Source organism: Lentzea roselyniae, from assembly GCF_039537795.1.
In the GTDB taxonomy this organism is placed as follows: Bacteria; Actinomycetota; Actinomycetes; order Mycobacteriales; family Pseudonocardiaceae; genus Lentzea; species Lentzea atacamensis.
The window spans coordinates 1-13,493 of record NZ_BAABBE010000046.1; the positions used below are offsets into that span (position 1 = coordinate 1).

Genomic DNA, 13,493 nt, shown 5'->3' on the forward strand with positions numbered 1-13,493 from the left:
GGCGCTGGCGCGCCCTGCGGCACTTCACCACCAGCCCACGCAAGATCGGCCACATCGTCAAAGCCGCACTCGTACTCACCCATTTCGAGTACGGACGGCTCACCTGAAACTCGTTGAGATCACGTCATTGCACACCTGCGAGACAAAAAGGAATTCCAAGGCAAGATCTCCACCGCTGAGGGAATCAAGTGGGGGCGAATCGGATACCTACTTGCAGAAAAGGTGCCACTTCACGCGCGACAGACAGATGACGGTCGGGACTGGGGTATGAAGTTGGTCAAGGAAGCGCTGGACCGACTTTTTCCGGAACGTTGGATCTCGGAGTCTCGACCCGATGAGAATGGGGCACCCAAGAAATGGGTGCGACTAAGAGATGTTGTTAGTGAGTAGTCCGCCCCATCCCCTAAGGATGGATAGCGTCTTCTCGGGAGAAGCCGTACGTGTTGCGAGGCGTCATCACCCGGCGAATGTGGATCTTCGCTCGCCGCTCTCGGGTCCCGCTGCCCGCGCTTCAGCTCGCTAGTGTCTGCGAGATGAGGGCGCGGCCGGATGGATTCACGTCGTGATTCCCGGCGAACTGATGGCATAGGTCGGCGACTGAGGTGCCGAGTGGGCAATGTCATTGCGATCATGGACCTGCTCGGATGGGCGGTGCGCGGCTGCGCGCCATCGCCGTAGCACACGACGGCCGTAGTCGTTCGTGCCCGCGATGCGGTCCAATTCCGCGCCGGTTGGCGTGCGGCCTTTCGACCGCTCCGTCATGAAGTGAGTCCACATCCGCTGCTCTGCGGTCGGCTCACCGATCGGACGAGACCTTTCGAGAGCAGTCGAGAGACGCACAACTCGCGTGGCCTCCTCAGCGCCTTCGGGCGTCTCGTCGGTCTCGGTCGTGGTCTCGGCGCGACGACGCTTCAGCGCGTGATTGAGCAGCTCCACCGCCAGCAGCAGTGCCAATGGTGGACACGCCGCGACTGCTACGGCGAACACGCTCAACTCCGGAGCCGCGGCCACGTTGGCGCAAAGCGAGAGCACGATGCCAAACGCGAACGCCAGCCAGGCCTTCCAGCGCCCGCTACCGCGACCGGTCTTCCACAGCTCCACCGTCGCCGTGGTCAACAAGCCGTCCACGATCAGCGGCCAGATCGCTGCGGTTGTCTCGTCCGCGCCGAAGCGGAGCGCGAACTCGCGCCCGTGCCGGTACGAGGCGTACGCCGCGCCGAGCGCGACCAGGGCCGTGCACGCGCACTGCACCCACAACGAACGATCGTGACCAGCGGTGGCGGTCATCGCGCACCACCTACTCGGTGCCCAGCCTCGATCGCTGCTTTGGCTGACTCGGCACGCTGCCCGACACAGGCGTGAACCTGGGATCCGGTCACCGAGCGCCCAACGGGCACCGACGCAATCATGACCTGCAGGTAGTTCGCTCCACACTGTGGGCAAGCCAGGCCGTCGGCCTGCAGGTCGTTCAGGCCGTAAATGATCTTGTTCCGGCTCATCGCGCATCACCGCCAGAGCGACGACGCCCCCGTGGCACTTCCACGGTGGCGGAAACCTGCAGCTCACGACGGGTGCGGGAGTGTGTAGATGTTGTACGAGGCGCACCGGGGGCACGATCTTCGGGTGTCCTATGACTGCGGAATGCGCAGACCTTGCCTCGATCGTGGTGTTTTCTGGGGGCCCAGCCCCCAGCCCCCAGACCCCAGCCGGGGCGCTGCGCCCCCGGACCCCCGCCTGGTCTTCGCTTCGCTCGACCCCCGTTCCTGGGACCCCGCTGGGTCTTCGCTTCGCTCGACCCCTGGCCTTGGTCATCGTCGGGTCTTCGCTTCGCTCGACCCAGCCAAGGGCTGTTGCTTCGCCCAGCCCTACCGGGGTGTTGCGCTGCTTGACCCGGCCATGGTCGTCGCTTCGCTCGACTCCGCTGTGGTCGTCACGTTCGTTCGACCCAGCCATGGTTGTCGCTTTGCCGGCTCCTACCGGGGGCGTTGCTCTGCCCGGCCCAGCCGAAGTTGTTGCTTTGCGCCGCCCTGCCGGGGTTCTTGCTTCGCCTGCCTTGCTGGGGTCGTTGCTTTGTTCGGCCCTGTCAGGGTTTCCGCTTCGCTTGGCTCTCGGCCGTGGTTGTCGGTTCGTTCGGCCCCTCAGTGGGTGTCGCTTCGCTTGGCCTGGGGATTCCATTGTGGAATCTCCGGGTGGTGGCGGTCGGCTGGAATTCTGCGGTGGCGGCATCGGCTCAATGACGGCATGCGGATGTGCTGGCCCCCGTTTGGAGAGGCCAGCACGGTGTGGCGGTGGGGTTAGGCTGCTTCTGCCACGGCCTGGCCGATCTCGGCCAGGCGTTGCTCGCTCAGCGGGAGCTCCGGATGGCCGCCCTTCTCCTGGTCGAAGCCCTCGTTCAGGAAGAACTCGCCGCTGTGGTTGGACAACGAGATCTGGTAGGTCCGGCCCGCCGGCGTGTAGATCATCAGCAGCTGGTTGAGCGTCGGCACCGGCATTCCCTCTCGGACCACGTGCAGCTGGATGACCGTGCCGTTCGCGAGAACGTGCCTCTTCGGTGCCACGCAGTCGCCCATCGCCCACTTCTGGTCGTCCGCGTGAGCCAGCGGGCTGCCGGTGAACGTGCCCGCCCGCAACCAGATGCTGCCGTGGCCCGCGTTCGCCCACAGGGCGTGGGAATTGCGTTCGCCGGGGTTTCTCGGCGGAGTCACGTGGTGCTGGACCGGACCGGAAATCGCCCGCTCCAACGCGGCACGCACGTTGCTGGGTGCCTCGATGATGCCCGGCCAACCCGCCAGCTGCGGTGTTCCCTTCTGCTCGCACGTCATCGGGGGCACGCCGGACATCGGGCTCATGGTGAGCGTGGGAGTCCGGGTGGGCTCGTTGAGCCTCGGCCAGCCGACCTCGGCGCGAACAGTCGTCGGTGTGGTGGTCGTGACGGTGATGGTGTCCGCGGGTGGCAGCGGCGTGGTGGGTGCGGAGCTCAACGCGGTCGCGCCGACGCCGACTCCCGCGACGACCAGGAGGACGCCCACGACACCGGTTGCCCGCTGCGCGAACACTCGGCGGCGTCCTCGGCGCATCACGTCGTCGACCGACGTCTGCGGAGCGGGCGCGGGCTCGCCCAGTTCGGCGCGGTACGCGTCGCGGAGAGTGTTCAGGCCCCGTGCGGTCTGGCTCTTCACGGTGCCGGCCGTGCAGCCGAGCGTGTCAGCGGTCCGCTCGACGGACATGTCCTGCAGGAAACGCAGCACCAGCACCTCCCGCTGCCGTGCGGGCACCTGCCGCAGGGCGCTGAGCAACGCCTGCCGCTCGTCGGGCGCGAAGCCGGCGTGCTCCGCCTGTTCCGGCGGGTCGGCCACCGGGTGCTCCCGGCCGCGGACGCGCCTGCGGGTGTCCAGGAACAACCTGGTCACGACAGTGTTCAGGTAGGCGTCGGCGGTTTCGCTGCGCACCCTGGACCAGTGCACGTAGATCCGCACGAACGCGTGCTGGGCGATCTCCTCGGCGTCTCCCCAGTCGCCGCACAGCGCGTACGCCGCGCGGCGTGCCGCATCGAAACGGCTCGTGAAGAACTCCGCGAACTCGTTGTCCCGTCGCACTGCGTGTCCTCCTCGGCTCTGCATCGCCCTTGCTACGCACTTCGGTCATCCGGGGTTGCACCGTGCCAGAAGGTTGCTCGGGGTGGACCAGGGATCGGTTCGGGGTGATCACGGACGGGCGGCCGCTTTTCGTCCACTTCGGACGGTCAGTGCATATCGCCGCCATATCGAAAACCTGATACGCCCCGGCAACACCGCACTCCCTTGACTGGCTCCATGGCTACTGAGGGGAACTGGGACCGGCGTTCGGTGCTGCGCGCCGCCGCCGTCATGGCCGGCGCCGCCGCGGCCACGCCGCTGATGGGCGAAGCACAGGCCGGCACCGGGGGAGACGCGGACGCGCTGTTCAAGGCGGGGAAGTTCGAACAGGCAGGCCGCGCGTACGAGGAAATCCTGCGGAACGACCCCAAGAACGTGCACGCCGCGAGCCGGCGAGGATATGTGGCGCTGTTGAGCAACAAGTTCGCCGACGCCGAGAAGTACCTCGGCACGGCGGTCGCCCTGGCGCCCGGCGACCAGGGGAACAACCGGCTGCTGGCCGACTGCTACAACCGGCAGGGCAAGTTGTCCGTCGCCGCGCCGCACTGGCGAGCGGCCGGCTTGGAGACCGATGCCAAGTGGTACGAGGCGGTCCGTGGCGAGCCGTATCAGATCAGCGGCGACATCGCGCGGCTGCCGTGGCAGCAGATGGACCCGATTCCGCAGGTGGAGGCTTCGGTCAACGGCGGACGGCCGAGGCGGTTCTCGTTCTACACCCGCGTCGGGCCGTTGAGCTTGTCGGGGAAGGTGGCCGCGGAGGCCGGGCTGCAGGCCGTGACGAAGCAGCAGTACGAGTTCGAGGGCAGAACCATGTGGTTCTACTACGGCTACCTGGAGTCGTTCCGGCTGGGCGGCGTCGAACTGCGCAACCTTCCCGTGCACTGGTCGGACGAGGAGCCGGGGCCGGACTCGGAGGGTGGCATCTTCGGGACGTCGATCTTCCAGCACTTCCTCACCACGATCGACTACGCGGGCCGGTCGCTGATCCTGCGCCGCAGGACTCCGGAAGCGGCCAGGCAGGTGCGGGCGGCCGCGCACCGGGCCGGTGCGGAGCCGCTGCCGTTGTGGCTGGTCCGTGAACACCTGGTGTTCAGCAGGGGCAGCTTCGCCGGCTCCGGGCCGCGGGTCGTGGGCCTGAACATCGGCGGGACCGGCAGCAACGTCGCGGGCATGTCGTTGGCCGTGGCCGAGGATCTGCGCATCCGCGTCGACCACGACCGTCCGGAGGAGTCCTCGGCCGGCGGCAGGGCGGTGGTCGTCCACCCGTGCTATCCGAAGGAGGTTCGCCTCGGCAACGCCACGGCCACGGGTGCCTACAGCGTCGCGAACGAGCGGAACCTGCACGACGGGCACGGCTTCGACGTGCTCGGCAACATCGCCCACAGCTTCTACAAGCCCTACCACGTGACTCTCGACTTCGACGGTATGCAGCTCTACGTCACCCGAGGTGCGGCGGGCTGACCGGATCAAAGCCCTCCACAAAGGACAGCAGGGCGACGCTCGTGCTCGCCGCGGCGCCGGCCGTGGCGAGCCAGGCGACCGGTGAGGTGCGGCAGGGGGCAATCCGGTGCGGATGGGCGAGCAGCAGGCAAGCGGCTGGCCACTGACCCGCGCCGCGCCAGTCGAGCAGGACGGTTACGCCGGAGTCGTCGAGGTGCAGCCCCCGAGACGGTCGCGTGAGGACTGTCCACACCTCCTTTCGCGTAGTTGATCAAGGCCGAACGGCGGATTCAGCAACGCCCGTTGAGCGATACGGTCGTCAAAGTTTCAACGACCGCGTCGGGAGTCCCTGGTGGTGCGGAAGTTCTTGTCTCTTCTCATGGTTCTCTGCGCGTGCGCGTGCACGGCGGAGAGCCCGGCGCCGCCCGCGGTCACCCGCGTGCCGTCGAAACCGCCGACGCTGATCACCGACGCGCAGGAGAACGTGCCGACGTTCGTGCGTCAGGTGATCGACGGCCGCACCGTCGAACTGGAGGGCGGTGAGCGCGTTCTCATCTCGTTGCTCGCGCCGCCAGCCGAATGCTGGGCCGCCGCCGCAAATGCTTTCGCGGCAAAAACATTGCTGTCCCGGCCGGTGCGCGTCACCTCGCTCATCCCCGGCGAAGTGAACCTGTGGCTCGAGGACGGCACCGACTACGCACTCCTCGCCGTGTGGGAGGGTGCGCTGCGCGCGCAAGGTGCTGCCGGTGTGCTGGCCGAGGCTGAAGCCGCCGCGGCCAGGGAGAACCGCGGTCTGTGGGGTTTGCCCTGCAACGGCATGGACGTCACGACGACGACCGCAACCGCCTCCAGCACGACGCCTCCGAAGCGTGTTCAGCCGACGAAGTCCACCACGGCGACGAACGCGCCTCCCGTTGTGACGTCTCCGCCTCCTGCCCCGACTCCCGCTCCGGCTCCCGCGCCTCCTCCCGCGCCGCCGTGCACGGTCGCCTACCGGATCACCGGGCAGTGGCCTGGCGGATTCCAAGGTGGCGTCACGATCAAGAACACCAGCCGCACCCCGGTCAACGGCTGGACGCTGAGATGGTCGTTCAGCGACGGTCAGTCCGTCACGCAGATGTGGAACGCGAGCTCGTCGCAGCACGGCGCGGCCGTCAGCGCGACCAACGTCCACTACACGGCGACGATCGCGCCGGGCGGCGAAGTATCCATAGGATTCCTGGGGTCCTTCCGTGACCGGAACACCGCCCCCAGGTCGTTCACGCTCAACGGAACGGCCTGCGCAACGGGCTGAGGAGGGGTGAATCCTGCAGGTCACACCGCTGTACGCCGAGGTCGACAACGCTCTCGGCGGCCGCTGGACGTCGCTGCGCACGGCCCGCCGCGAGTGGCTGTGGCATCGCCCTGACGCCGCCCGCGCGAGCGTGCGGCCGGGCGATCCGTTCGTCGACGCGGGCGGCCTGGAGGAGTGCGTGCCGACCGTCCGCGGCACACCTGACCACGGCGACGCGTGGAGCAGGCCGTGGGACGAGACCGGCGTGGTCTGCACGGAGTTCACGCTCCGCCGCCACATCGGCTCCCACGACGGTGCGGTCATCGCGGACTACGAACTGACCGCCGAGCCGGGCTACCGCTTCGTGTGGGCGGCACACGCCCTGCTCGACGTCAGCCCCGCCGCGCGTCTGCTCGCGCCCGCGGGCACTCCGGTGCTCATCACCGATCCGGCGCCCGTGCTGCGCGACTGGCCGGCGGGCCTTGCCGCGTTGGGGCCTGACGACGGCACGGCGACCGGTGCGGTCCTGGAACACGGCCAGATCCGCGTGGTGGATGGAGATCACCAGCTCGACCTGCTCGTCGAGTGCGCCGGTCAACCCGTCTCCATCGCGTTGTGGCGCAACCTTCGCGGCTGGCCGGCAGACGAGCCGTACCGCAGCGTCGGCGTGGAACCCATGCTCGGCCGCACTTTCGACCGCGACGACCCCGCTCGTGCCGTGGCGGTCGTGCCCGGCAACGGAGTCGTGCGATGGCGTCTGACCCTCACCGCCTTCGTGCCTGCTGAGAGCTGATCTGCCCACAGCAGAGAAACCGGCGAACCACGGCAGCGCAACGGCATCGTCGGTGGCATGACGAACAACGAGAGGCTCTTCAGCCCAGGGCTGCGGGAACGGTTCTTCAGTCAGCGGGTCCTGATCCTCGACGGCGCGCTCGACGACGACAACGGGACGGTGCTGGCGACGCAGCTGCTGTCGCTCGCGAGCGAGGACCCGCGGCAGGACATCGCGCTGTGGATCAACTCGCCGGGCGGCTCGGTGCCCTCGATGCTGGCGATCCGGGACGTGATGCGGCTCGTGCCGTGTGACGTCGCGACGCTGGCGCTCGGGCTGGCGTGCAGCGCGGGGCAGTTCCTGCTTTCCGCCGGTACCAAGGGAAAGCGGTTCGCGTTGCCGCACGCGCGGATCCTGATGCACCAGGGGAGCGCCGGCATCGCCGGTTCCGCGGTCGAGGTCGAGGTGCAGGCGGACGACCTGCGGTACACCAGGGACACCGTGCTCGGGCTGATCGCGGAGGACACCGGCCAGCCGTTCGACCGGATCTTCACCGACTCGCTGCACGACCGGTGGTTCACCACTCAGCAGGCGCTCGACTACGGGTTCATCGACCACGTCGTCAACGATCTCGCGCAGGTCGTACCCGTCCGCACGCACAAGCTGGGACTGCACTCGGGGGCTGTCGCATGAGCACCTACACGATTCCCAACGTCATCACGCGGGACGCGCGTGGCGAGCGGATCATGGACGTCTACTCGCACCTGCTGAGCTCGCGGATCGTCTACCTCGGTACCGGCGTCGACTCCGGGGTCGCCAACGCGTTGATCGCGCAGCTGCTGCACCTCGAGTCGGACAACCCCGACATGGAGATCAACCTCTACATCAACTGCGAGGGCGGCGACCCGTCGGCGATGCTCGCTCTCTACGACACCATGCGCTACATCAAGGCCCCGGTCGCGACGACGTGCGTGGGGCAGGCGGTGGCGGCCGGTGCGGTGCTGCTGGCCGCGGGTGCGGAGGGACGCCGGGCCGTGCTGCCGCACAGCAGGGTCGTGCTGCACCAGCCGGCGGCCCAGGGGCGTGGCACGATCCCCGACCTGATCCTCGCGGCGGACGAGGTGGTCAGGGTGCGCACGCAGCTGGAGGAGATCCTGGCCAGGCACACCGGCCGGAGCGTGGCCGAGCTGCGCCACGACACCGACCGGGACCGCGTGTTCGACGCGGCGGGCACCGTCGAGTACGGCCTCGCGGACCTGGTGCTCGAACAGCGTTAGGCGACGGCCATGAGCACGGGACCTGCCGAGAGCACGGGGCCCGACGGTCGTCCGATGGGACGCGACGTCTGGAAGTGCTGGACGCGGTGGAAGTGACGGACCTGGCCGGCGATCCCGATCAGCAGGTCGGCCAGGTCGATGCCCAGCGCACCTGTGACCGCGGCGATCATCTCGCTCGACGGCTCCTTGCGGCCGCGTTCGATCTCGGACAGGTACTGCACCGAGATGCCCGCCCGTTCGGCGACGTCGACCAGGCGGTCGCCGCGTTCCTCCCTGGCCTCGCGCAGCTTCCGGCCCAGGGCCTCGCGCCACAGCGGTTCGGGAGTGCGATTGAAGTCCAGGATCTCCGCCATGTCGTCATGGTGACAGCACCGCGACCACAGCAAAGGGCCGTTCTGCTACGAGCAGAAAGACAGCCCTAAAAACACTCGAAGGTGGCCGAAAGGGCGCTGAGCAGGCTGTTCCCCGCAAGGCAATGTCCACCAAGGGGAGAGAACAGCATGAGAATGCTCATCGGTCTGGGCGCCGCAGCCCTCGCCGCGGTCGCCATGCCGGCCGTCGCGCACGCCGCGCCGCACACCACGGTGTACGTGCAGAACCACGTGCTGATCGTCGAGGCGGAGGCCGGCAAGACGAACAACATCACCGTCGGGCTGGACACCGTGAACCACCGGCTCACCATCACCGACTCCGGTGACCTGCTGGCCGTCGGCGCGGGCTGTGCGCTGAGCGGTACGAACGTGAACTGCCTGTACGAGCTCGGCGCCACGAAGCTGATCACGTCGATCCAGGTCAGGGCGAACGACCTGAACGACCGGATCAACATCGCCTACGACAACACCAATGCGGACGCGATGCCGGCCAACGTGTACGGCGAGGCGGGCAACGACGTGATCGAGACCCGCGCGAGGGGCACCATCAGCGGTGGCGACGGCACCGACACGTTGCGGCCGAAGCGCGGTGGCGTGTTCGTCTACGGCGGCCTCGGCACGGACCGGGTCGACTACCTGTCCGGCAGCGCGCTGCACCCGAACTCGGGTGTCTCGGTCACCATCGGCTCCGGCACCGACGACGGCTACGACTCGCTGGCGCTGAAGGACAACGTCGCGAGCGACGTGGAGAACCTGACCGGCACCAACTTCGTCGACCACCTCGTCGGCAGCGCGGCGGTCAACAACATCTCGGCGCTGAACGGCAACGACCTCATCTGGGGCCTGGCCGGCAACGACACGCTCAACGGCGGCCTCGGCGTGGACACCTGCCTCGACGCCGCAGCTGGCGACGTCCTCGTCAGCTGTCCCTGACCTGCGCGAACACGGACCTTAAGACCGCTTTAAGCGAGCGCGGCATCCTTCGGGTCCGCGGGCAGAGAGGGCCCGCGGACCTGAAGGGGGATGGACGTGAAGGTGATGGGCACGGCCCTGCTCGTGTTGAGTCTGACCAGTCCGAACGCGGAAAGCGACGAGCTCGTGGCGGTGCAGGCCACCAGCCCGGCGACGTCGGCGGGCAAGACGGTCTCGGTCAGCTGCCCCAGTGGTACCAAGGTCGTCGGCACCGGCGCTTCGGTGACCGGTCAGCGGACCACGATCACGCGGGTGCGGCCGAGCGCGGATCTCGCCGCGGTGGAGGTCACGGCGGTCGAGCACGGTGCGGGGACCGTGCAGCCGTGGACGGTGACGGTCCGGGCGAACTGCGCACCCGGCGAGTACACGCTGGTGTCAAAGAGCGGCACGAAGAACGCCGAGGCGGCCTGCTCCGGCGCCCAGAAGGTGCTCGGTGTCGCGGGGGAGACCGAAGGCGGGCACTTCACGAAGATGGCGCCCAGGAACAACCTCCAGGGCGGTCTGGTCGAGGCGTCCGGCAACGTGGACGTCACGGCGCACGCGATCTGCGGGACTCGGCCGGGGCTCGTGCTGCGCGGCGGCAGCTCGACGGTCGTGATGACCAAGACGGCCTCGAAGTCCGTTGCGTGTCAAGGTGACGAGCAGGTCGTCAGCGCCGGCGGTGCGGTCGCCGGCGCCATCATCGACGACGTCGTCCCCGCCGGTTACGGCGCAACCGTCACCGGCGAGGCAGCGGACGCCCAGGGCCAGGCCATCCGCTGGTCCATCACGCCCTACGTCGTGTGCTCGCAGTAAAAGGGCGCGGATCCACTTCGATCTCGCGCATCCGCGTGACGTAGGTCTGATAGCACCTCCGAGCCTCGCCGTGACTCCCTGCGGCGGCGAGGACGCGCACCAGCATCAGGTGCGCCGGCTCGTCGTACGGGTCGCGTTCCAGTACGCGCAGGCAGTATCTGCTGGCCAGCGCGTACTCCCCTCCGGACTCGGCCCGTGCGGCGAGCACCGTCACCACCTGCAGGTAGATCAACCGGGCTTCCTCGCGCAGCTGTGCCGCCCAGTCCTCGTAAGGATCCTCCTCCAGGAAGTCGCCGTGATACGCGGACTCCGCGGCCGCCAGCAGTGACCGGGCCTCGGACGAGTTCCGTTGTGCCGCGGCGAGTCCGGCCCGTGCGTCGGCGAGGAACGCGACCACGTCGACGGGCAGCACGTCCGGGTCGAGCCGGATCGCGTCGCCCTCGGCCACGATTCCCGTGCCGGCCCGCAACACGCTGCGCGCCGTGGACAACGCCACCGCCAGGCGGTTCGCGACCTTCTCCGGTTCCTCGTCCGGCCACAGCAGGTTGCCCAGCGCCTCACGGGTGATCGGCCGCCCGCGCCGGGCGATGAGGATCTTCACCAGGTCCCTGGCCTTGCGCGACTGCCACGCGGCGGGCGGCAGCGGTTCACCGTCGCGCAGCACCCGGAACCCGCCCAGCGTCTGGATGAACAGCTCCGGCCTGCTCGCCTTCCGGCACGTCTCGGCGACAGCGGCGGCGGCTTCGGCGAGCACGCGGGCGCCGAGATCCGCGGCCTGCTGACGTGCCTCACCGGCGAGCTGTTCACTTGCCGCGCCACCAACGAGCGCGGCCTGCGCCGTGCGGACCCTGATCTCGCCGAGCGGATCGCCGATCTCCCGCCACAACGTCAGCGACTGGTCGAGCAGCACCGAGTCGCGTTCCAGAACTCCCCGCAGTTGCAACGCCCTCGCGAACCCCGCCCGGTCACCGCGCCGGGTCGCGATCTCCGCCGCTTCCTGGCACAGGTCCTTGGCTTCGTCGAGCCGCGCCAGCACGAGCAGCGCCGTCACGCTCTCACCCAGCTCCAACGCCTTGCGGGCGTGTTCCCGTGCGAGATCCGGGTCGTCACAGGCGAACAGCTCGGCCAGCCCGACGTGCGCGAGAACCAGGTGCGGCACGGTGTTCTTCGCCGACGCGAGCCGCAACGCCTCCTGCAGCGCGAAACCCGCCAGCGCCCGGTCGCCTCGAAGCCGATGCACCTCGCCCAGGTACACGAGCGGTGCCGCCGCGAGCCAGCTCCCGGCCTGGTCGAACACCTTCTGCGCGGCGTGGAAGTCCGCCGCAGCCTCGTCCAGCCGGCCGAGCCCGAGCAACGCCTCGCCGCGGTTGTGCAGCCCGATCGCCCGGTACGTCGCGAACCCGGTGACGTCCGCGAGCGGCAGCATCTCCTCGATCTCCCGCAACGCGGCCCGGTGCTCACCCGCCTCGACGTGGTGCGAGGCCCGGTTCGACCGGATGCGGATGACACCGAGCACGTCGCCGGCCTTCTGCGCGTGGTCGAGCGCGATGTCGTAGTGCTCGGTCAGCTCGTCACGCTTTCCTTGTGCCGCAGCGACCATCGCGAGAACGGTGTGCGCGGTGCCGATCGCGCAGTCGTTGGTCGCCGTCCGCAACGCGCCGGTCGCCTTGGCCGCCGCCGCCTCCAGGTCTCCCAACGCCCAGTGCGCGCTGGCGGCTGTGCTCAGCAGCATCGACTCCGCCGTCGGATCGGAGCCGTCCGGCACGTAGCCGTCGCAGATCTGCAACGCGTCCTGCGGCCCGCCGCGCAGGTGCTGGATCCACGCCATGCGCCACGCCAGCTCGGCGGTCAGCCCGTCCTCTGTGGCCTTCGTGAACCGGTCGGCGGCCTGCCGCCACTCGCCGCGCAACTGGTGCGCGACACCTTCGAGCTGCCACACCACGGCCGTGCGCCGATCTTCCGGCACCAGGCCAGTCGCGGTGAGCACGGCGTCCGCACCGCCGGTCCGCAGCACGTCGCCGAGCAGAGCCGTGACGCCGGGCCAGTCCTCCAGCGCGGCAAGGGAATCCACCGCGCGGACGTACTCACCGCGTGACGTGAACCAGCGCGCCGCCGCCCGGTGCACGCCGGCCGCGGGCTCCAGGAACTCCCGCGCCAGCGGTACGAGCGCGAACCACCCCGGCTCGGCTCGGACGTGCTCGACGAACAACCCGCGCCGCGCGAGGTCCGGCAGGATCGCCGGCGCCCCGGAATGCCCGAGCTCGACGAGCAGGTCGGCGGTGAACCGGTCGAACGCGGCCGCCGTCCTCAGCAGAGCGCGAGTCTGTTCCGGTTCTCTGCCAACGACTTCGCCCACCAGATCGGCGAGCTCCTCGACCGTGCCCGTCTCCGCGACCAGCCGCACCGCGATCGGCCACCCGCCGGTGACGTCGTGCACGTCGTGGCCGGCGACCACCGCGGTCTCCTCGGCCGTGAACGCCAGCTGGGCCGCGTTGATCTCGCTCAGCTCCCCGTCGACCTTCAAGCGGCGCAACGAGAACGGCGGCAACGAACGTCCGGACAACACCAGGCGAGCCGTCGGTGGCAACTGGAGACAGAGCGCCTCCAGCAGTTGCGCGGCCGAATCGCCCTGTCTCAGCACATGGATGTCGTCCAGCACGACCAGCACGTCCTCCGGCCAGGCATCGGCCAGCAGCGCTGCGATGGCGTGCGTCCGCCCGGCCTCGTCCTCGCCGGACACCGCCGGCACGCTGGTCCACCCGGCCGACAGCGCGGAGGCCATCGGCTGCAACAGCCGATGGCCTTCCTGGCAGGTGTGCCACACCACCGGACGGTCGGTGTGCGCCTGGGTCAACAGGGTCGTTTTGCCGTAACCGGCAGGTGCGACGAGAGTCGTGAGCCTCGTCGTGCAGAGCAGCCCCTCGAGCCTGGGCCGCCGGATCACCGTAGTCCTCCCAC

At 69.0% G+C, this 13,493-nt stretch carries 12 protein-coding genes; 7 read left to right on the forward strand and 5 right to left on the reverse strand.

Annotated features, from left to right (window positions below; translation table 11 throughout):
• Positions 1-555 precede the first annotated feature (555 nt).
• Together ABFX45_RS42010 and ABFX45_RS42015 are read right to left on the reverse strand one after the other, a co-directional pair.
• Positions 556-1,287, reverse strand: coding sequence for a DUF2637 domain-containing protein (locus tag ABFX45_RS42010; RefSeq protein WP_346136565.1), 732 nt, complete (start codon positions 1,285-1,287; stop codon positions 556-558).
• 1,007 nt (positions 1,288-2,294) lie between these two features.
• On the reverse strand, positions 2,295-3,596 hold the full coding sequence (locus tag ABFX45_RS42015) for a SigE family RNA polymerase sigma factor (protein WP_346136567.1): 1,302 nt from the start codon (positions 3,594-3,596) through the stop codon (positions 2,295-2,297).
• 216 nt (positions 3,597-3,812) lie between these two features.
• Here ABFX45_RS42015 and ABFX45_RS42020 point away from each other — a divergent pair, with 216 nt between their 5' ends.
• The gene (locus ABFX45_RS42020; protein ID WP_346136569.1) at positions 3,813-5,096 is read left to right on the forward strand and encodes a tetratricopeptide repeat protein; all 1,284 of its coding nucleotides are present in this window, start codon (positions 3,813-3,815) and stop codon (positions 5,094-5,096) included.
• On the opposite strand, the gene ABFX45_RS42025 is transcribed toward ABFX45_RS42020, so the two are convergent.
• A complete protein-coding gene (locus tag ABFX45_RS42025; protein WP_346136571.1) occupies positions 5,074-5,328 on the reverse strand; it encodes a hypothetical protein in 255 nt (84 codons plus the stop codon). The two genes, ABFX45_RS42020 and ABFX45_RS42025, sit on opposite strands and share 23 nt — an antisense overlap.
• Before the next feature lie 99 nt (positions 5,329-5,427).
• Here ABFX45_RS42025 and ABFX45_RS42030 point away from each other — a divergent pair, with 99 nt between their 5' ends.
• The 4 genes from ABFX45_RS42030 to ABFX45_RS42045 all read left to right on the forward strand — a co-directional run bounded on the left by ABFX45_RS42030 (position 5,428) and on the right by ABFX45_RS42045 (position 8,397).
• A complete protein-coding gene (locus ABFX45_RS42030) occupies positions 5,428-6,369 on the forward strand; it encodes a cellulose-binding domain-containing protein (RefSeq protein ID WP_346136573.1) in 942 nt (313 codons plus the stop codon).
• Positions 6,370-6,499: 130 nt separating this feature from the next.
• Positions 6,500-7,141: a hypothetical protein gene (locus ABFX45_RS42035; protein ID WP_346136575.1), complete on the forward strand. Its 642-nt coding sequence runs from the start codon at positions 6,500-6,502 to the stop codon at positions 7,139-7,141.
• Positions 7,142-7,198: 57 nt separating this feature from the next.
• Positions 7,199-7,813, forward strand: a complete 615-nt coding sequence (locus ABFX45_RS42040; RefSeq protein ID WP_109633355.1) for a ClpP family protease — start codon at positions 7,199-7,201, stop codon at positions 7,811-7,813.
• Positions 7,810-8,397 (forward strand): ClpP family protease, encoded by a 588-nt coding sequence (locus tag ABFX45_RS42045; protein ID WP_109633354.1) that lies wholly within the window; start codon positions 7,810-7,812, stop codon positions 8,395-8,397. Before ABFX45_RS42040 ends, ABFX45_RS42045 begins: the two co-directional genes overlap by 4 nt.
• On the opposite strand, the gene ABFX45_RS42050 is transcribed toward ABFX45_RS42045, so the two are convergent.
• A complete protein-coding gene (locus ABFX45_RS42050) occupies positions 8,394-8,750 on the reverse strand; it encodes a helix-turn-helix domain-containing protein (RefSeq protein WP_109633352.1) in 357 nt (118 codons plus the stop codon). The two genes, ABFX45_RS42045 and ABFX45_RS42050, sit on opposite strands and share 4 nt — an antisense overlap.
• A gap of 147 nt (positions 8,751-8,897) precedes the next feature.
• On the opposite strand from ABFX45_RS42050, the gene ABFX45_RS42055 reads away from it, so the two are divergent.
• Together ABFX45_RS42055 and ABFX45_RS42060 are read left to right on the forward strand one after the other, a co-directional pair.
• Positions 8,898-9,701, forward strand: a complete 804-nt coding sequence (locus ABFX45_RS42055) for a calcium-binding protein (protein WP_146231431.1) — start codon at positions 8,898-8,900, stop codon at positions 9,699-9,701.
• Between the two features lie 90 nt (positions 9,702-9,791).
• Entirely contained in the window at positions 9,792-10,535 is a 744-nt protein-coding gene (locus ABFX45_RS42060; RefSeq protein WP_109633348.1) for a hypothetical protein, read from the forward strand.
• Here ABFX45_RS42060 and ABFX45_RS42065 read toward each other — a convergent pair.
• Positions 10,507-13,479 (reverse strand): AfsR/SARP family transcriptional regulator, encoded by a 2,973-nt coding sequence (locus tag ABFX45_RS42065; protein ID WP_346136579.1) that lies wholly within the window; start codon positions 13,477-13,479, stop codon positions 10,507-10,509. The genes ABFX45_RS42060 and ABFX45_RS42065 overlap by 29 nt on opposite strands.
• Between the last annotated feature and the right edge of the window lie 14 nt (positions 13,480-13,493).

Coding starts and splice junctions, on each gene's coding strand:
- ABFX45_RS42010 (WP_346136565.1), bottom strand. CDS start 1,287: ATGACCGCCACCGCTGGTCACGATCGTTCGTTGTGGGTGCAGTGCGCG.
- ABFX45_RS42060 (WP_109633348.1), top strand. CDS start 9,792: ATGGACGTGAAGGTGATGGGCACGGCCCTGCTCGTGTTGAGTCTGACC.
- ABFX45_RS42020 (WP_346136569.1), top strand. CDS start 3,813: ATGGCTACTGAGGGGAACTGGGACCGGCGTTCGGTGCTGCGCGCCGCC.
- ABFX45_RS42045 (WP_109633354.1), top strand. CDS start 7,810: ATGAGCACCTACACGATTCCCAACGTCATCACGCGGGACGCGCGTGGC.
- ABFX45_RS42055 (WP_146231431.1), top strand. CDS start 8,898: ATGAGAATGCTCATCGGTCTGGGCGCCGCAGCCCTCGCCGCGGTCGCC.
- ABFX45_RS42050 (WP_109633352.1), bottom strand. CDS start 8,750: ATGGCGGAGATCCTGGACTTCAATCGCACTCCCGAACCGCTGTGGCGC.
- ABFX45_RS42040 (WP_109633355.1), top strand. CDS start 7,199: ATGACGAACAACGAGAGGCTCTTCAGCCCAGGGCTGCGGGAACGGTTC.